This is a genomic window from Actinacidiphila epipremni, assembly GCF_012034175.1.
In the GTDB taxonomy this organism is placed as follows: Bacteria; Actinomycetota; Actinomycetes; order Streptomycetales; family Streptomycetaceae; genus Actinacidiphila; species Actinacidiphila epipremni.
The window spans coordinates 235463-253818 of sequence record NZ_JAATEJ010000002.1 but is presented as its reverse complement, the minus strand read 5'-3'; the positions used below and the strand labels follow the sequence as shown (position 1 = coordinate 253818).

Genomic DNA, 18356 nt, shown 5'->3' with positions numbered 1-18356 from the left:
TCCGTCACTGGTAGAGGGTCCCGGTGTTGAGCACCGGCTGGGCGGCGCGGTCGCCGCAGAGCACCACCAGCAGATTGCTCACCATGCTCGCCTTGCGCTCCTCGTCGAGCTCGACGATGTCCTGCTCGGCGATCCGCGACAGCGCCGACTCGACCATGCCGACCGCGCCGTCCACGATGGTCTGCCGCGCGGCGACGATCGCACCCGCCTGCTGCCGTTGCAGCATCGCCGAGGCGATCTCCGGCGCGTACGCCAGATGGGTGAAGCGGGACTCGATGATCTTCACGCCGGCCGACGCGACCCGCGCCGCGATCTCGGTGGACAGCCGCTCGGTGATGTCACCGGCGTTGCCGCGCAGCGACAGCGTCTCCTCGTCGTGCGCGTCGTACGGGTACTCGGTCGCGATGTGCCGTACCGCGGTGTCGGTCTGGATGCCGACGAAGGTCACGTAGTTGTCGACCTCGAAGACCGCCTGCGCGGTGTCCGCGACCTGCCACACCACGACCGCCGCGAGCTCGATCGGGTTGCCGTAGGCGTCGTTGACCTTCAGCACCGCGGTCTCGTGGTTGCGCAGCCGGGTGGAGATCTTCCGGCGGCTGGTGAAGGGGTTGACCCAGCGCAGCCCGTCCTGCCGGATCGTGCCCTGGTACCGCCCGAAGAGCTGGCACACCCGGGCCTGGCCGGGGGCGACCTGCGTCAGGCCGAAGAGCATGACGAGCGCGACGACGATCACCGCGATCCCCGCGGCGATCAGCCCGCCGCCCGCACCGCCGTGGTCGTCGACGATCGAGCCGCCGACCGCGATGAGCACGACCCCGCCGGCCACGACCAGCAGGGCGAGCAGCAGGAAGGGCAGCCCCGGCATACCGAGCGCGCGGCGCTCGTGCACACGCGGTGCGGGCATGACGGGTACGTCGGCGTCGTTGGCGGCGGGTCCTGGCTGGGACATGGCTTCCCCCTGGGTGCGGTGGTCGGTGCGGCTCTATCAAAGTGATAGCACATTTAAGCAACGACGGCCATGCCGCGGACCACCCGGACGCAGTGCAACCCCGAGGCACGGGGCGTCAGCACGTGTCCCCGGGGCTGCGTCCTTGCGGGCGGAAACCTCACCCCCACCGTCCCACCCCACCCACCCCCAGGCACCCCAAGTTCCCCCCTCCCAGCGACCCGCACGCCCTCATACGCCCCGCGGCCGACCGCGTTCGGGTCCCCCCGCACGCCCTGTAGCCGGCGAGCTGGGGCGCCTCGCATGACGCGTACCCGGCCGACCCCGGGTACCCCCGCACGCCCTGTAGCCGGCGAGCCAAAGGGGGCGCCGGTGTCGAAAGGGAGAGCACGCGGAGGTTCCGAGGAACGAGGAACCGAGCATGGTCGACCGTCGACACCGGATAGAAGCCCCCGGAGGCGAGCCGGCGGCAATCAAAGCGGCAGCTCGAACCACACGACCTTGCCCGCGCCCAGCCGGGTCGCGCCCCAGCGCTGGGCCATGCGGTTGACGAGGTAGAGGCCGCGGCCACCCTCCTCCTCCGGGGCGGCGTGCCGCATCCGCGGGAGCAGCGGCGCGTCGTCGCCGACCTCGCAGCGCAGCACGTCGGTACGCAGCAGCCGCAGCGTGATGGGGCGCTCGGCGTACCGCACCGCGTTGGTGACGATCTCGCTCACCAGCAGCTCGGCCGCCTCCAGCTGGTCGTCCAGGTCCCAGCGGCGCAGCGCCTGCCGCACCAGGCGGCGGGCCCGGCCAGGGGTCTGCGGCTGCGGCTCCAGGAACCAGTACGCCACGTCGCTCGGCGCGATCCCGTCGAAGCGGGCCGCCAGCAGCGCGATGTCGTCGTCCCGGTCGCCGGGCCCCAGGATCTCCAGCACCTCGTCGCACAGCGGCTCCAGCGGCGGCGGCGAGACCACGGACGCCGCGTCGTGCAGCCGCTCCCGCAGCAGCTCGATGCCGCCCCACACGTCCCGCGAGCGCGACTCGACGAGCCCGTCGGTGTAGAGCAGCAGCGTCGCCCCGGCCGGCGCCGGCAGCTCGACGGCCTCGAAGGGCACCCCGCCGACGCCGATCGGCGCGCCCGGCGGCACCCGCAGCACCTCCGCGAGCCCGTCGGCGTGCAGCAGCACCGGCGGCGGATGCCCGGCGTTGGCCACGACCAGCCGGTGCGCGATGGGGTCGTAGACGGCGTAGACGCAGGTGGCCATCCGGTCCTGGCCGAGCCGCTGGGCCTGCTCGTCGAGGTGGTAGAGCACCTCCTGCGGCGCCAGGTCCAGGCCCGCGAGGGTCTGCACGGTGGTACGGAGCTGGCCCATGATCGCCGCCGAGGTCATGGAGTGGCCCATGACGTCGCCGACGACCAGCGCGACCCGGCTGCCGGGCAGCGGGATCGCGTCGTACCAGTCGCCGCCGACCCGCGCGGACTCCGCCGCCGGCAGGTAGCGGCTGGCCAGCTGCACCCCGGTGGGCTGCGGCAGCGAGTCGGGCAGCATCTCGCGCTGGAGCGCGTCGGCGATGTACGCCTCGCGCCCGTACAGCACCGCCTTGTCGACGCCCAGCGCGGTGTGCGTGGCCAGTTGCGCGGCCACCAGCAGGTCGTCGGACTCGAACGGCGCCCGCTCGGCGCGCCGCAGCAGCACCGCCGCGCCGATCACCCGGCGCCGCCCCCGCAGCGGCGCGAGCAGCGCCCGCCGCCCGGTGGGCAGGCCGATCAGGTCCTCGGGGAAGCCCAGCAGCTCCGCGAGCGCGTCGGCGGCCCGCAGCGAGTCGGCGAACACCGGCCGCACCCCGCGCAGCACCTCGGCGAGCGGCCCGTCCAGCAGCACGCCGATCGAGTCGCTGCCCACCCCGCCGTACGGCGGCTCCATGCTCGGCACCAGCGCCGGCAGCAGCGGGGCCGCGCCCACCGGCGCGTCGTCGTCGGGCTCCGAGGGGCCCTCCAGGCCGCCGTCGGAGCGGCGCAGCCGCAGCCGCAGCGGGCCGGACGGGCGCTCGTCGCCGACCGGCAGCGGCTCGCGCAGGTAGACCAGGATCGCGTCGGCGAAGGCCGGCACCGCCGAGCGGCACAGGCCCAGCAGGATCTCGTCGAGGTCGACACCGCGCGCGATGCGCCGGGTCGCGGCGCCGACGTACCGCAGCCGGTCGGCCTCCGGGCCGGTCTGCGCGGGCATCGGGATACGCATTCCGGCCGACTCCTCGTCCGCGGGGTGCCCGGCGGCCTCGACGGGCGTGCCGCGCGGGGGCGTGCTCAGATACGCGCCCAGCGCCTCGTCGCCCGGCCGCGGCGGTACGGGCGGCTCGGCGCCGGTGCCGGCGCCCGTACCCGCTCCGGCGGCGCGCGGGTCACCGGGGGCGAGCCGGTCGTGGTCGCGGGCGCCTCCCGGCGCGGGCGGCGCGGGCCACGGGCGGCCCGGGGCGCCGGCCGCCGGGTCCGCGGCCGGGTCGATCGGCTCGGGCAGCGGCTCGGGCAGCGGTTCCGTCGCGTCGTCGGCCGGCTTGTCCGGCAGGCTGTAGCCGCCGCGCGGGTCCGGCGCAGGCGCGGCGGGTCGCCGCGGTGGGCGGGGCGGGTCCGTGGTCACGCGAGTCTTTCCATCCGTCTGTGCGCCACGCGCTGGCCGCGGCGGGCTCGGGCCTGATCGGTGTCTGCGTTCCTACCTGCGGTCGTGCTGACGTTGCCGGTGTGCGTGCCGGTGACCCGGGGGCGTCCTGGTCGCGCGTACGGGGTCACACGCGCCGGCAGCAGAGGTAGAGCTGCTGCTCGGGCGGCACGTCCGTACTCGCCGGCGCGTACGCGTACGCATCCTCCTTGATCACCTCGAAGCCCGCATCCGTGACGATCTGCCGCAGGTCATCACGTAGATAACCCGATACCCGGATGGTGTGCCCGAGGAACGGGATCGGCACGTCGTCCACGTCGGCCTCGACCATCGACAGCGCCAGCAGCCCGCCGGGCGCCAGCAGCTCGTGCACCGCCCGCAGCGCCGGCGGGATCTCGGAGCGGCGCAGCATCAGCAGCGAGAAGAAGGCCGCGACACCGGCGAAGGAGCCCGGCTCCAGCGGCGGCCCGGGCGGCAGGTCGGCGATGTCGGCCTGCACGAACTCGCCCTCCGGCACATTCGCCCTGGCCAGCTCCAGCATCCCGGCGGACAGGTCGACGCCGGTGACGTGGTGGCCGGCGTCCACCAGCCGGCGGGCGGTCGGCACGCCCGTGCCGCAGCCGAGGTCCAGCACCCGGGAGGCCGGCGGCAGCGCGGCGGCCAGCCAGTCGCCGGCCGCCAGCTGGCTCTGCTTGGTCGGGAAGGCCTCGTCGTAGCGGTCGCCGATCGCGTCGAACGCCGCGGCCTGCTCCTGCCGGCCCCACGGCCGGGGGTCGGCCGGGACGTCCAGGTCGCCGGGCTCGTCGAAGCCGCCCGGCACGTCCAGCCCGTCAAGACCGCTCGGACCGTCTGGCCCCTCGCGCTCGTCGCCGCCGGTTCCCACTGTCCAGGGCCTCCCTGACTGCTGCTGCTGTTCGCTGGCTTCGCTGGTGACGCGGTGCTGCCGGGCCGTCCGGTGGTACGGGCGCGGGGCCTTACGGGGCCCGGCGTCCACCGGGCGCACCGGTGACGCGGCGTCAAACTCTAGGCCGTGATCGACGTTTGTGCGATGCAACGCGACACCGATCCTACGGTTGCCGGTCCGGGGCGCAACAAGGGGTTCAGGCGGATCGTCTCGCCCGCCGGACGTCCGGGGCGCGCCGGCCCCAGTCGGCCGGCAGCGCCGGCACCGGCCAGCGCGGGTCGGGCCGCCAGTCCGGCCAGCCGTCGCTGAACGGCGGGCCCCAGGCGGTGATCGCCGCCACCGCGCGCCGCCCGTCGCGCCGCACCCGGGCGGCCAGCGCCGGCGGCATCAGCCCGTCGGACTGCGCCTGCGCGAACTCGTCCTCGTCCAGCCAGCGCCAGCTGCGGTCCTGGCGCACCGCGATGTCCAGGAAGTGGTCGACCGAGTCCACCCCGCCGGACCAGCGGCGCAGCGGCTCCTCCAGGTTCACGTACCAGTTGCGGAACCGCCAGTCCTGGTCCCAGAACAGCCATACCGACCACGGCTCACCCGGACGGGCGAGTTTGAGCACCCCGGCGCCCCACCACTTCTCCACCCGCGTGGAGCGCGGCTTGACGTACCGGGTCTGCAGCGGCTCGCGGTGCACCGGGGTGCCGTCCGCGATCACCGGCCGCACCACGTCGGTGCCGGGCGCCATCCACACCGCGAGCAGGTCCTCGTCGTCGCGCACCACGGTGACCGGGCGGGCGATGTGCACCTCGTCCGTGCCGTTGCCGCGGTAGCGCCACAGCACATGGTCGCCGGGCGTCCAGAACCGCCTTTGCGGGTCTCCTGCCGGGGCCGCTGCCCCCGTCTCGGTTCGGGCTGTCATGAACAGAGCTTACGGATCACACGTCACGGGCGGGTCATACGCAACACGTCGAGTGCGTCGTCGAGCTGCCGCTCCGTCAGCAGCCCGCGCTCGACGTAGCCGCCGTCCAGGACGGCTTGCCGGATCGTGATGCGCTCGGCGAGCGCCCGCTTGGCGACCTTCGCGGCCTCCTCGTAGCCGATGTACCTGTTCAGCGGGGTGACGACGGACGGCGAGGACTCGGCGTACTCGCGGGCCCGTTCGGCGTTCGCGGTGATGCCGTCGATCGTGCGGTCGGCCAGCAGCCGGCTGACGTTCGCCAGCAGCCGCACCGACTCCAGCACGTTGCGCGCGATGACCGGCAGCATCACGTTGAGCTCGAAGTTGCCGGCCGCGCCCGCGACCGTGACCGTCGTGTCGTTGCCGATCACCTGCGCGGCCACCATCAGCACCGCCTCCGGCACGACCGGGTTGACCTTGCCCGGCATGATCGACGAGCCGGGCTGGAGGTCCGGCAGCGCGATCTCGGCCAGGCCCGTCCGCGGGCCCGAGGCCATCCAGCGCAGGTCGTTGGCGATCTTCGTCAGGCCCACCGCGATGGTCCGCAGTTGCCCGGAGGTCTCCACGACGCCGTCCCGGGCGCCCTGCGCCTCGAAGTGGTCGCGCGCCTCGGTCAGCGGCAGCCCGGTGCTGCGGGCGACCTCGGCGATCACCGCGGCGGCGAAGCCGGGCGGGGTGTTGATGCCGGTGCCGACCGCCGTGCCGCCCAGTGGCAGCTCCGCCAGCCGCGGCAGCGACGCGCCGAGCCGCTCGATGCCGTAGCGCACCTGCGCCGCGTACCCGCCGAACTCCTGGCCGAGGGTGACGGGCGTGGCGTCCATCAGATGGGTGCGCCCGGACTTCACCACGTCGGCGAACTCGACGGACTTGCGCTCCAGGGATTCCGCCAGCCGGGTGAGCGCCGGGATCAGGTCGCCGGTCACGGCGGCGGTCGCGGCGATGTGCAGCGAGGAGGGAAAGACGTCGTTGGAGGACTGGCTGGCGTTGACGTCGTCGTTGGGGTGCACCGGGCGGCCCAGCCGCTCGGCGGCGAGCGTCGCGATGACCTCGTTGGCGTTCATGTTGGACGAGGTGCCCGAGCCGGTCTGGAAGACGTCCACCGGGAAGTGCTCGTCGTGGCGGCCGGCCGCGACCTCCTCGGCGGCCTCGGCGATCGCCTCGGCCACGTCCTTGTCCAGCACGCCGAGCGCCGCGTTCACCTTGGCCGCGGCGGCCTTGATCCGGGCCAGCGCCTCGATGTGGGCTCTCTCCAGCGGGCGGCCGGAGATCGGGAAGTTCTCCACCGCCCGCTGCGTCTGCGCCCGCCATTTCGCGGCGGCGGGCACCCTGACCTCGCCCATGGAGTCGTGCTCGACCCGGTAGTCGTCCATACCTATAACAGTGCCCCGCGGCGGGGCTTTGTTCCCCTCGCCGGGCCCGCCGGGCGGATCACCGGCGGATCACCGGCGGCTCAGGGGGGCGCGCGGGGTCGCGCGGGCCCGCCCACCGGCCCGGCGTCAGTCGATCGCGCCGCCCGCGCCGTCTGAGCGCCACCGCACGCCGGGCACGGCCTCCTCCGGGTCCTCCAGCCAGCCCTCCTGCCGCGGCCGGGGGATCTCCGCGCCGCGCCGCAGGATGCGCACGTCCCGCAGGTGCCGGCCCAGCAGCGCGCCCCCGAAGACCACGAAGCCGACGCCCACCAGCCACGTCACGACCGTCAGCACGGTGCCGACCGGGCCGTACGCGTCGCCGTTGCTGACCATCAGCCCGGCGAAGAACAGCTGCGAGAAGACCCGCAGCCCCGCCAGGCCCAGCATCGTGAAGACCGCCCCCGGCAGCGCGGTGCGGAAGCGGACCGCCCCGTACAGCAGGAAGCTCTGGCCCCACGCGAAGAAGCACACCCCGAGCACGAAGGTCACCGCGATACGGGCGCCGCGCTCGGCCAGGCCGCTGCCCATGGCGGCGGCGCTCTGCGACTCGCTGAACAGATACGCGGTCAGCACCGCCAGCCACACCGTGCGCCGCCAGTCGCGGTGCCAGGGCCCGGACGGCTGGTCCCAGATCTTGCGGTAGCCGGTCTCCACGCTCGCCACGAAGGACAGCCCGAAGTACGCCAGCGACGCCAGGCTCCACGCGCTGGTGGCGCTCAGCACGGTCCGGGGCGCCGCGAAGAGCGTCCGCAGCCGGTGCGCGCCGTCCGGGTCAAGACCCATGCCGTCCACGACCCACTGCGCGAAGCCCGGCCGGTGCTCCCACGGCGTGGCGGCGGCGACCACCACCAGCAGCGGCATGAGCGTCACGAAGCCCAGCGCGGCGAAACCCATCGAACGGTGCATCAGCTCGATGTGCGTGGCCTGCTTCCACAACCGTCCACCCGCGGACCTGCGAACCGTGTTCGTCAGACCGGCCATGGCGCACCACCCTCCCCAGCGTCTTCGCTGTGGATACCGGCCCGCCCGCCCGCAGCGCAACTCGGCCGCCCCCACCACCCCTTACGCCCCGTTTGGGGAACGCCAGAGCCGGAGTTGACGGCCGGTCAGCATCGCGTACATGAACGCAACCCGTCAGGCGCCTTGACGCACCGGGATCGTGGTGAAGGTCGGGGCGGGGGCCGGGTCGGTGAAGAAGTCGTTTCCCTTGTCGTCGACGACGACGAACGCCGGGAAGTCCTCGACCTCGATCTTCCACACCGCTTCCATGCCGAGCTCGGCGTATTCGAGCACCTCGACCTTCTTGATGCAGTCCTGCGCCAGCCGGGCCGCCGGGCCGCCGATCGAGCCGAGGTAGAAGCCGCCGTGCGCGGCGCACGCGTCGGTGACCTGCCGGGAGCGGTTGCCCTTGGCGAGCATCACGAAGGAGCCGCCCGCCGCCTGGAACTGCTCGACGTACGCGTCCATCCGGCCGGCCGTGGTCGGGCCGAAGGAGCCGGACGCGTAGCCCTCGGGCGTCTTGGCGGGGCCCGCGTAGTAGACGGCGTGGTCGCGCAGGTACTGCGGCATGCCCTCGCCCGCGTCCAGCCGCTCCTTGATCTTGGCGTGCGCGATGTCGCGCGCGACGACCAGCGGACCGGTCAGCGACAGCCGGGTCTTGACGGGGTATTTGGTCAGCTCCGCGCGGATCTCGTCCATCGGCCGGTTGAGGTCGATACGGACCACGTCCTCGTTGAGGTGCTCGTCGGTGGTCTCGGGCAGGAAGCGCGCCGGGTCGGTCTCCAGCTGCTCCAGGAAGACGCCCTCCGCGGTGATCTTCGCGAGCGCCTGCCGGTCGGCCGAGCAGGACACCGCGATCGCCACCGGGCAGGACGCGCCGTGCCGCGGCAGCCGCACCACCCGCACGTCGTGGCAGAAGTACTTGCCGCCGAACTGCGCCCCGATGCCGATCCTCTGCGTCAGCTCGAAGACCTTCTGCTCCAGCTCCTTGTCCCGGAAGCCGTTGCCGGCCGCCGACCCTTGCGCGGGCAGCTCGTCCAGGTAGTGCGCGGAGGCGTACTTCGCGGTCTTGAGGGCGAACTCCGCGCTGGTGCCGCCCACCACGATCGCCAGGTGGTACGGCGGGCAGGCCGCGGTGCCCAGCGAGCGGATCTTCTCCTCCAGGAAGCGCATCATCGACGCCTCGTTGAGGACCGCCTTGGTCTCCTGGTAGAGGAAGGACTTGTTGGCGCTGCCGCCGCCCTTGGCCATGAAGAGGAACTTGTACGCGCCGCCGTCGGTCGCGTACAGCTCGATCTGCGCGGGCAGGTTGGAGCCGGTGTTCTTCTCGTCCCACATCGTCAGCGGCGCCATCTGCGAGTAGCGCAGGTTGAGCTTGGTGTAGGCATCGTAGATGCCCCGCGACAGGGCCGCCTCGTCGCCGCCCTCGGTCAGCACCTGCTGGCCGCGCTTGCCCATGACGATCGCGGTGCCGGTGTCCTGGCACATCGGGAGCACGCCGGCCGCCGCGATGTTGGCGTTCTTGAGCAGGTCCAGCGCCACGAAGCGGTCGTTGGCGCTCGCCTCGGGGTCGTCGAGGATACGGCGCAGCTGGGCGAGGTGGGCGGGGCGCAGGTAGTGCGAGATGTCGTGCATCGCCTCGGCGGCGAGCAGCCGCAGCGCCTCGGGCGCGACGGACAGGAAAGTGCGCCCGCCGGCCTCGAAGGTGCTCACGCCCTCGCTGGTCAGAAGGCGGTAGGGGGTGGTGTCCTCGCCGAGAGGGAGCAGATCCGTATATTCGAACTCGGGCATAAGGGGCATTCCTCACTCGGCTGCGTCGTCGCTGAAGCGCCCTCCAGCATAGAAGCGTCCGCCGGCTCCGCCGCCTGTGAGGTCCGGCTCATCCCGGAGGCGGCGGCCCCCCGGAGGCCGCGTCCCCTAGGGGGCGGATGGGGGTCGGCTCCGGCCGTTCCCGGGGTGGTCGCGATCTATCGCGTCTGTGTACCGTTGAGGCGTGGACGAATCCCAGCTCCAGAAGCCCGCGCAAGCGCCCGCCGAGCCCGAACGGCGCCCGGCGGAGCCGGCCGTGGCGGCCCCCGCGGCTCCCGCGCCGGCGGCCCCCGTGGCCCCCGCGGCTCCCGTGCCGGGGGCGCCCGGTGCCGGCCTGCGCGCCTCGGACGCCGACCGCGACCGGGTCGCCGACATCCTGCGCGAGGCCCTGGCCGAGGGCCGGCTCGACGCCGCCGAGCACTCCGAGCGCCTGGACCGGCTCTACGCGGCCAAGACCATGGGCGAACTGGAGCCGCTGGTACGGGACCTGCCGGCCGGCAACGCGTCCGCCCCGGCCGCCGCGCCCACCCCGCGCGGCTACCCGACCGACGGCGGCGGCGAGAACCCCAACCTGGTCGGCATCCTCGGCGGCGCCGAGCGCAAGGGCCGCTGGCGGGTCGGCCACAAGATCACCGCGGTGGCCATCATGGGCGGCGTCGAGATCGACCTTTCCGAAGCCACCTTCACCGCACCGGAGTTGGTCATCCACTGCACCGCCATCATGGGCGGCGTCAGCATCAAGCTGCCGGAGAACGTGACGCTGCGCGGCGGCGGCGTCATCGGCATCATGGGCGGCTCCGACGTCCGGGCGTACGAATCCGCCGACCCCGGCGCGCCCGTGGTCCGTATCGACGGACTCGCCTTCTGGGGCGGTGTCGAGGCCAAGGCCAAGCGGGGCAAGCGCATCAAGGACTGGACGAAGAAGCAGGCCTGAGGCGCCCCGCCGGGACGCGCCCCCCCAAGGCTCTTCAGGGCCCTCCGGGGGCTCCGCGCGGGCCGGTGAAGTGTGGTGCGTGAGTGGTCTTGTGGTGCGTGTGTACGCCACGAGTGGTGCGTGTTCACGCCAAGCGCAGGTCAGCGGGGGTGTCAGTGACTGTCCACAGGTGAACACGGTGCGCATGAAGTCGCGTACAGCGGGTAGGGGAACGGGACACGCCGCCGCGCTGCCGCTGCCGCACGCTGCGCACGGGGAGCAGTCGGCGCGGGCCAGCGTGGCAGACACGAGCCGTCGTCAGGAGTTTCCCGTGCTTCAACCGATCGAGCCCGTCACGGACCCGGCCACTCCACCAGGTCATCCACGCGATCTTGGCGGGCCCTGGCACTCGGACGCGGCATGCCGCAGCGACGAGGCCGGGCTGTTCTTCGCCCCGTCGAAGGAGCCCACCGCCGCCCGGCTGGCCCGCGAAGAAGCGGCCAAGCGCGTGTGCGCCCGCTGCCCGGTGATGCTCGCCTGCCGCGAGCACGCGCTCGCGCAGCCCGAGCCGTACGGAGTGTGGGGCGGCATGACCGCCGCCGAGCGCCGGGTGGTGCTCGCCCGCAGACGCCGCCGCGAGGTCGAACTGCAGCGCCCGGCCCCGCAGATAGCCGTCGCGGGCTGACCGCCGCGGCGCACGTCCTGCCCGGGAGCCCACCGGGCCCGGGACCCGGGTGCGGCCGGGTCCGGGCAGGAGGTGCGTGCGGCGGTCGCGGGCGCGGCGCCCGGCCTCAGCGCGCCGGGTCCCGGCGCACCCGGCGTCAGCGCACCGCTCTCGGCGCGCCCGGCCTCAGCGCGCCCGGTCGAAGTCGATCGCGCTGTACGCCCGCAGCTTCGACAGCCGGTGCTCGGAGTCGATCTGCCGGATCGTCCCGGACCGCGACCGCATCACCAGCGACGACGTCATCGCCGTCTCCCGCCGGTAGCGCACCCCGCGCAGCAGCTCGCCGTCGGTCACGCCGGTCGCTACGAAGAAGACGTTCTCCCCGCTGACCAGGTCCGACGTCGTCAGCACCCGGTCCAGGTCGTGCCCGGCGTCCAGCGCCCGGCGCCGTTCGGCCTCGTCCTTCGGCCACAGCCTGCCCTGGATGACGCCGCCCAGGCACGCCACCGCGCAGGCCGCGATGATGCCCTCGGGCGTGCCGCCGATGCCCAGCAGCAGGTCCACGCCGGTGCCCTCGCGTACCGCCATGATCGCGCCGGCCACGTCGCCGTCCGCGATGAACTTGATCCGCGCGCCGGTCTCCCGGATCTCCTTGACGATCGCGTCGTGCCGCGGCCGGTCCAGCACCACGACCGTGACGTTCTCCACCGGGATGCCCTTGGCCTTGGCGACCCGGCGGATGTTGACCGACGGCGGCGCGGTGATGTCGACGAACTCCGCCGCCTCGGGCCCGGCCACCAGCTTGTCCATGTAGAAGACCGCCGACGGGTCGAACATCGTGCCGCGCTCGGCGACCGCGAGCACCGACACCGCGTTGGGCATGCCCTTGGCGGTCAGCGTGGTGCCGTCCACCGGGTCCACGGCGACATCGCACTCCGCACCGGTGCCGTCGCCCACCCGCTCCCCGTTGTAGAGCATCGGCGCCTCGTCCTTCTCGCCCTCGCCGATCACCACGACGCCGTTCATCGACACGGTGTGCACCAGCGTGCGCATGGCCCGCACGGCCGCGCCGTCGGCGCCGTTCTTGTCGCCGCGCCCGACCCACCGCCCGGCCGCCATCGCGGCGGCCTCGGTGACCCGGACGAGTTCGAGCGCGAGGTTGCGGTCCGGGGCCTCGGGGGCCACCTCCAGCGCGGGCGGCAGATGCTGGTGGTTGCCCTCGTGCGGGGCCTGGGCGGGGGTGTTGTGGTCGACGTGATCGAGGTCTTCGGGCTGTTCGGTCATCGCAGCGCACCTTTCTGTACGAGGACGGCCGGTCATGGAGGGTGCTGCGACCTTATCGGGTACCCGCTTATATGAGCAGTGTGCTCGTCACATGAGCAGATTCACGCCGTGGGACGCGTACATGGCCGTACGGACGCCCATGGCGGGGACCCGGCGGTCGGGACGCGGTGGGGCATGGGGGACGATAGGGGCGTGGCAGCAGACAAGCGTGGCAACAAGACCGTGCGGGACCTGGTCCTGTCCCTGGTGGTGCTCGGCGTCGTCGTCGCCGTCATCTACGTCTTCATCCCGCACGACTCCAAGGCCTCACCGGTCGCCTCGCTGAAGGTCGACTACACCGCCTCGCTCCAGCAGGCCCGGCGCTACGCGCCCTACCCGGTCGCCGCGCCCGAGGGGCTGGGCAAGGAGTGGACCGCCACGTCCGACACCTTCGACGCGACCGACCCGCACCAGGTCGTGTGGCACCTCGGCTTCGTCAACACCGCGAACCAGTACGTCGGCGTCGAGCAGAGCAACGGGGACTCCGCCGCCTTCATCGCCGATGTCACACTCAACGCGCACCGGGACGGGGACCGTACGGTCAGCGCGGGCGGGGTGGTGTGGGAGCGCTGGAAGAGCGCCCGCTACACCGCGCTGGTGCGCAAGGACGCCAAGGCCACCACGGTGGTGCTCGGCACCGGCACGGACGCCCAGATCACGCAGCTGGCCGCGGCGCTCAAGGAGCGCGGCGGCCAGTAGCGGGGGATGGCGGCGGGGTACCGCCGGGTGCGGCGGGGTCAGACGGTGCTGACGACCTCGTCGTAGGACAGCCGCGGGTTGCGCGGGAACCAGGCGTCCTCGCCGGGCTTGCCGATGTTGACCACGGCCAGCACCGAGTGGGCGCCGTCGGCGAAGAACTCCTTGTTGATGCCGTCGGCGTCGAAGCCGGTCATCGGGCCGGCCGCCAGGCCCGCCGCGCGCACGCCGATGATGAAGTAGCCGACCTGCAAGGCGGCGTTCAGCGCCGCGGACTTCTCGCGCACCGGGCGCTCGGCGAAGAGGTCCTTGGCCTGCGGGTAGACCGGGAAGACGGTCGGCAGCTCCTCGTGGAACTCGTTGTCCGCGGCCAGGATCGCCACCAGCGGGGCGGTCGAGGTCTTGGGCTGGTTGCCGCCGGCCATGTGCTGCACCAGGCGCGCCCGGCCCTCGGCGGAGCGGACCAGGACCACCCGCAGCGGCTGCTGGTTGAAGGCGGTGGGGGCGTACTTGACCAGGTCGTAGATCGCCTGGACCTGCTCGTCGGTCACCGGCTCGTCGGTGAAGGTGTTGGCGGTGCGGGCCTCGCGGAAGAGCAGGTCCTGGGCGGCGGGGTCGAGCGCGAGCGTCATGGAATACCTCTTGGGGGGAGTGGTTCGAGCGGTCGTCATACGGTCGCCACCGGGGTGGGACACCCGGGTTCAACCTGGGTGAATGCTCAACCATTCCGGATTCAACTGTGACGACGATCACTGCCCCAGGGCTCTGACCTGGTGTTTCATGCCCGGAGTGGGCGGAATCGGGGCTTGCGTCAGCCCTCGTCCGGCTCGTCCCCGGCGTCCGTACCCCTGCCGCCCGTACCCCTGCCGCCGGTCCCGGGGCCGCCCGCGGCCTCCGCCGCGTCCGCCTCCTCCTCGGCGGCCAGCGCCGCGTCCAGCCGGCGCCGGGCGCCCTCCAGCCAGTGCCGGCACACCCGCGCCAGCTCCTCGCCGCGCTCCCACAGCGCGAGCGACTCCTCCAGCGTGGCGCCGCTGGTCTCCAGCCGCCGTACGACCTCGATCAGCTCGTCGCGCGCCTGCTCGTAGCCCAACGCCGCGGTGGTGGTGTCCTGCTCGCTCATGCCCACCAGCCTAGGGGCGCCCGCCGACAATCCGGCCCGCCGGCCCCGGGACGCCGTACGCCCGCGGTCGTGCGTCCCGTACGCCCGCCGGCGCAGGCTCCGTACGCCCCCGGGTCACTGCGCCGGGCTCACCCGTACGGTGAAGTCGCCCGCCGCCACCCGGGCGCGCAGCCGCTCGCCCTCCGCCACCTCCGCCGGGTCACGGACCGCCGAGCCGTCCGCGCGCTCCAGCACCGCGTACCCGCGGCGCAGCGTCGCGGCGGGGGAGAGGGCCACCACCCGGGCCAGGGTGTGCGAGAGGTCGGCGTCGGCGCGGTCCAGGGCGTGCCGCAGCGAGCGGCGGGCCCGGTCCAGCCGGTCGGCGACCTCCGCGGCCCGCCCGTCGATCATCAGCTCGGGCCGGGCCATCGCCGGCCGGCTCAGCGCCGCCGCCAGGCCCCGCTCCTCCCGGTCCAGCAGCCCGCGCATCACCCGCAGCGCCCGGTCGCTGACCAGCCGCACCCGGGCCAGCTCCTCGCGCACGTCCGGCACCACGCGCTTGGCGGCGTCCGTCGGCGTCGAGGCCCGCAGGTCCGCCACCAGGTCCAGCAGCGGCGAGTCCGGCTCGTGCCCGATCGCCGACACCACCGGCGTCGTGCACTGCGCGACCGCCCGCACCAGCCGCTCGTCGGAGAACGGCAGCAGATCCTCCACGCTGCCGCCGCCGCGCGCCACGACGATCACGTCCACCTCCGGGTGCGCGTCCAGCTCCCGTACCGCCGCGATGACCTGCGGCACCGCGCTCGCGCCCTGCACGGGCACGTTGCGCACCTCGAAGCGCACCGCCGGCCAGCGCAGCCGGGCGTTCTCCCGTACGTCCCGCTCGGCCGCCGACGCACGGCCCGTCACCAGGCCGACGAGCTGCGGCAGGAAGGGCAGCGGGCGCTTGCGGTCGGCCGCGAACAGCCCCTCGCCGGCCAACTGCCGCTTCAGCCGCTCCAGCCGGGCCAGCAGCTCGCCGACGCCCACCGGGCGGATCTCCACCGCCCGCAGCGACAGCGTGCCGCGCGGCCCGTACCACTCCGGCTTGGCGTGCAGCACCACCCGCGCGCCCTCGCCGACGACATCGGCGACCTGGTCGAAGACGGCCCGGAAGCACGTCACCGTCAGCGAGATGTCGTGCGAGGGGTCGCGCAGCGTCAGGAACACCACGCCCGCGCCGGGCCGCCGGCTGAGCTGGGTGATCTGGCCCTCGACCCACACGGCACCGAGCCGGTCGATCCACCCGCCGATCAGCCGCGACACCTCACCGACCGGGATCGGCGCTTCCGCCGACGTGCTCAGAGCCATTCCCCGACCCTATCGCCGCCCACTGACACACCCCCGCGGCGAACTCCCGGCGCCCCCCGCACGCGCCCCGCACACCCCCGTACGATGGACGCCATGACGACCGAAGCCAGCAGCCGCCGTGTCCTGCTCGCCGCCCCCCGCGGGTACTGCGCGGGTGTCGACCGTGCCGTGATCACCGTCGAGAAGGCGCTCGAGCAGTACGGCGCCCCGGTCTACGTCCGCAAGCAGATCGTCCACAACAAGTACGTCGTGCAGACGCTGGAGAAGAAGGGCGCCGTCTTCGTCGAGGAGACCGAGGAGGTGCCGGAGAACGCGATCGTCATCTTCTCCGCGCACGGCGTCGCCCCGGTCGTCCACGAGGAGGCCGACCGCCGCAAGCTCGCCTCCATCGACGCCACCTGCCCGCTGGTCACCAAGGTCCACCGCGAGGCCGTGCGCTACGCGAACGAGGACTACGACATCCTGCTCATCGGCCACGAGGGCCATGAGGAGGTCATCGGCACGATGGGCGAGGCGCCCGAGCGCACCCACCTGGTCGACGGCCCCGGCGACGTCGCCGGCCTGGACGTGCGCGACGAGAACAAGGTCGTGTGGCTGTCGCAGACGACGCTGTCGGTCGACGAGACGATGGAGACCGTCGACGCCCTCAAGGACCGCTTCCCCAACCTGCTCTCGCCGCCCAGCGACGACATCTGCTACGCCACGCAGAACCGGCAGACCGCGATCAAGCAGATCGCCGCCGAGGCGGACCTGGTCGTGGTCGTCGGCTCGCGCAACTCGTCCAACTCCATCCGGCTCGTCGAGGTCGCCCTCCAGGCGGGCGCGGGCGCCGCGCACCTGGTCGACTTCGCCGACGAGATCGACGAGGCGTGGCTGGAGGGTGTCCGCACGGTCGGGGTCACGTCCGGCGCCTCCGTACCGGAGATCCTGGTCGACGGGGTGCTGGAGTGGCTGGCCGCGCGCGGCTTCGGCGATGTCTCGGTCGTCACGGCCACCGAGGAGCACATCCAGTTCTCGCTGCCGAAGGAACTGCGCCGCGACCTGCGTGCGGAGGCCGCCGCCGGGGAATCCGCATAAGAGCGGTCTGTATTTTTTTCCCGCCTCCCGCGGGGGGAGCCACAAGAGGTGAGGTCCCGGGCCCGCCTCTAGCCTGGAGGTCATGGACGTGTTCGGTGTGGACATCGGCGGTACGGGCATCAAGGGCGCGCCGGTCGATCTCGACAAGGGCGACCTGTCCGACGAGCGCTACAAGGTGCTGACCCCGCATCCGGCGACCCCGGAGGCGGTGCTGGACGGCGTGTACGACGTCGTGACGCACTTCGGCTGGACGGGCCCGCTCGGCGTGACCTTCCCCGGCGTGGTCGTCGACGGCGTGACGCGTACCGCCGCCAACGTCGACAAGGGCTGGATCGGCCTGGACGCCCGCACCGCGATCAGCGAGCGGCTGGGCCTGCCGGTGACGGTGCTCAACGACGCGGACGCGGCGGGCGTCGCCGAGATGACCTTCGGGGCCGGGCGCGGGCACGGCGGCACGGTCATCGTGCTGACGCTGGGCACGGGCATCGGCAGCGCCGTCTTCGTCGACGGCCGCCTGGTGCCGAACACCGAGCTCGGCCACCTGGAGCTGCACGGCCACGACGCGGAGTCGCGCGCCTCGGTCAAGGCCCGCGAGGACGAGGACCTGAGCTGGGAGCACTGGGCGCACCGGCTGCGCAAGTACCTGGCGCACGTGGAGATGCTCTTCTCGCCGGACCTGTTCGTGCTGGGCGGCGGGATCAGCCGCAAGTCGGAGAAGTTCCTGCCCTACCTGCACGGCCACGGGCTCAGCGCGCGGATCGTCCCCGCCGAGCTGCAGAACAACGCCGGGATCGTCGGCGCCGCGATGGCAGCCGCAAAGCTCTGACCGCGACGATCAGCGCCGCCGCGACCGTGCCGGTGTAGAGCCAGCCGGTCAGCAGGGCCAGCCCGGTGAACAGCCCCAGGAGGCGGCCGACGAAGCTGCCGTCGCCGTCGTCGGCGGTGAGCGCGATGGCGATGGCGAAGGAGATCGGCGCGGAGACGGGCGCGGCGACGAGGTCGTACGGCCGTACGTAGACGGCGCCGGTGACGCAGACGGCGACGAAGACGACGCCGAAGAAGACGCCGGGGCCGTCGAAGAGCGCGGAGTCGAGCGCACCGGCGAGGACGGCCACGAGGGTGGTGAGGACACCGGTGCCGAGGCCGGTGAGCCGGGGGCGGGGGCTGCGCCAGGCGCGGGCGCGGCGGATCGCTGCGCGCGGGGCGGTGCGCAGGAGCCGGGCGAGGCGCTGCTTGGGGGGTTGGGGCGCGGGGTCTCGGGGTGCGGGGTCTCGCGGCGAGGCGGGCGCGGTCGGCGGGCGCGTGGGGACGGGCGGCGGGGCGACGGGGGTCGCGCCGGTGTGCGCACCGCCGGGCGGTGCCACCGGGGCGGGCGCACCGCCGCCGGCGGGGCCGCCCGTACGCGCACTGTGTTGATCCACACCACGCAGCGTAGTCAGATCAGCTGCCGAAACCCGGGAGCGCCCGCGGACATTCCCCCGGCTGGGCGCCGGTGTTCGAAGCCGGGCCGGGCGGCGCGCCCGGGCCCCGTAAAATGGCGACGCGCCCGCCCCGCGGGTGCGCGGCCCGCTCCGGGCCCGCT

At 73.4% G+C, this 18356-nt stretch carries 17 protein-coding genes; 5 read left to right on the top strand and 12 right to left on the bottom strand.

What is annotated here, in order from left to right; all coding sequences use genetic code 11:
* Positions 1-4: 4 nt before the first annotated feature.
* The 7 genes from HCN08_RS03925 to HCN08_RS03895 all read right to left on the bottom strand — a co-directional run bounded on the left by HCN08_RS03925 (position 5) and on the right by HCN08_RS03895 (position 9634).
* On the bottom strand, positions 5-949 hold the full coding sequence (locus HCN08_RS03925) for an SPFH domain-containing protein (RefSeq protein WP_167981428.1): 945 nt from the start codon (positions 947-949) through the stop codon (positions 5-7).
* A gap of 470 nt (positions 950-1419) precedes the next feature.
* Complete coding sequence (locus HCN08_RS03920; RefSeq protein WP_322974207.1) at positions 1420-3564, bottom strand: ATP-binding SpoIIE family protein phosphatase; 2145 nt, start codon at positions 3562-3564, stop codon at positions 1420-1422.
* A 145-nt stretch (positions 3565-3709) separates the two neighbouring features.
* Positions 3710-4372 (bottom strand): class I SAM-dependent DNA methyltransferase, encoded by a 663-nt coding sequence (locus HCN08_RS03915; RefSeq protein WP_206318359.1) that lies wholly within the window; start codon positions 4370-4372, stop codon positions 3710-3712.
* Between the two features lie 310 nt (positions 4373-4682).
* Positions 4683-5396 carry a cytidylyl-2-hydroxypropylphosphonate hydrolase gene (fomD, locus tag HCN08_RS03910; RefSeq protein ID WP_167981427.1) on the bottom strand — a complete coding sequence of 238 codons (714 nt, stop codon included), beginning with the start codon at positions 5394-5396 and terminating at the stop codon, positions 4683-4685.
* A 23-nt stretch (positions 5397-5419) separates the two neighbouring features.
* Positions 5420-6805 (bottom strand): class II fumarate hydratase, encoded by a 1386-nt coding sequence (locus HCN08_RS03905; RefSeq protein ID WP_167981426.1) that lies wholly within the window; start codon positions 6803-6805, stop codon positions 5420-5422.
* A 126-nt stretch (positions 6806-6931) separates the two neighbouring features.
* A complete protein-coding gene (locus HCN08_RS03900; RefSeq protein WP_167981425.1) occupies positions 6932-7825 on the bottom strand; it encodes a YhjD/YihY/BrkB family envelope integrity protein in 894 nt (297 codons plus the stop codon).
* Between the two features lie 153 nt (positions 7826-7978).
* Positions 7979-9634 (bottom strand): fumarate hydratase, encoded by a 1656-nt coding sequence (locus tag HCN08_RS03895; protein ID WP_167981424.1) that lies wholly within the window; start codon positions 9632-9634, stop codon positions 7979-7981.
* A gap of 202 nt (positions 9635-9836) precedes the next feature.
* On the opposite strand from HCN08_RS03895, the gene HCN08_RS03890 reads away from it, so the two are divergent.
* Together HCN08_RS03890 and HCN08_RS03885 are read left to right on the top strand one after the other, a co-directional pair.
* The gene (locus HCN08_RS03890) at positions 9837-10586 is read left to right on the top strand and encodes a DUF1707 SHOCT-like domain-containing protein (RefSeq protein WP_407648659.1); all 750 of its coding nucleotides are present in this window, start codon (positions 9837-9839) and stop codon (positions 10584-10586) included.
* A 310-nt stretch (positions 10587-10896) separates the two neighbouring features.
* Positions 10897-11250, top strand: a complete 354-nt coding sequence (locus HCN08_RS03885) for a WhiB family transcriptional regulator (RefSeq protein ID WP_167981423.1) — start codon at positions 10897-10899, stop codon at positions 11248-11250.
* Positions 11251-11415: 165 nt separating this feature from the next.
* Here HCN08_RS03885 and glpX read toward each other — a convergent pair whose 3' ends face one another.
* Positions 11416-12513, bottom strand: coding sequence for a class II fructose-bisphosphatase (gene glpX, locus HCN08_RS03880; RefSeq protein WP_167981422.1), 1098 nt, complete (start codon positions 12511-12513; stop codon positions 11416-11418).
* 192 nt (positions 12514-12705) lie between these two features.
* Between glpX and HCN08_RS03875 the strand changes: the two genes are divergently transcribed.
* The gene (locus HCN08_RS03875; RefSeq protein ID WP_322974206.1) at positions 12706-13251 is read left to right on the top strand and encodes a DUF4245 domain-containing protein; all 546 of its coding nucleotides are present in this window, start codon (positions 12706-12708) and stop codon (positions 13249-13251) included.
* A gap of 38 nt (positions 13252-13289) precedes the next feature.
* Here HCN08_RS03875 and HCN08_RS03870 read toward each other — a convergent pair whose 3' ends face one another.
* The 3 genes from HCN08_RS03870 to xseA form a co-directional block, all read right to left on the bottom strand.
* Positions 13290-13880, bottom strand: a complete 591-nt coding sequence (locus HCN08_RS03870; RefSeq protein ID WP_167981420.1) for a malonic semialdehyde reductase — start codon at positions 13878-13880, stop codon at positions 13290-13292.
* A 179-nt stretch (positions 13881-14059) separates the two neighbouring features.
* A complete protein-coding gene (locus HCN08_RS03865) occupies positions 14060-14368 on the bottom strand; it encodes an exodeoxyribonuclease VII small subunit (RefSeq protein ID WP_167981419.1) in 309 nt (102 codons plus the stop codon).
* Between the two features lie 114 nt (positions 14369-14482).
* Entirely contained in the window at positions 14483-15697 is a 1215-nt protein-coding gene (xseA, locus tag HCN08_RS03860; RefSeq protein WP_167981418.1) for an exodeoxyribonuclease VII large subunit, read from the bottom strand.
* Between the two features lie 93 nt (positions 15698-15790).
* Here xseA and HCN08_RS03855 point away from each other — a divergent pair, with 93 nt between their 5' ends.
* Positions 15791-16774, top strand: coding sequence for a 4-hydroxy-3-methylbut-2-enyl diphosphate reductase (locus HCN08_RS03855; RefSeq protein ID WP_407648658.1), 984 nt, complete (start codon positions 15791-15793; stop codon positions 16772-16774).
* Between the two features lie 82 nt (positions 16775-16856).
* Entirely contained in the window at positions 16857-17600 is a 744-nt protein-coding gene (gene ppgK / locus HCN08_RS03850; protein ID WP_167981416.1) for a polyphosphate--glucose phosphotransferase, read from the top strand.
* On the opposite strand, the gene HCN08_RS03845 is transcribed toward ppgK, so the two are convergent.
* Positions 17521-18195 carry a DUF6542 domain-containing protein gene (locus HCN08_RS03845; protein ID WP_167981415.1) on the bottom strand — a complete coding sequence of 225 codons (675 nt, stop codon included), beginning with the start codon at positions 18193-18195 and terminating at the stop codon, positions 17521-17523. The two genes, ppgK and HCN08_RS03845, sit on opposite strands and share 80 nt — an antisense overlap.
* Positions 18196-18356 lie beyond the last annotated feature (161 nt).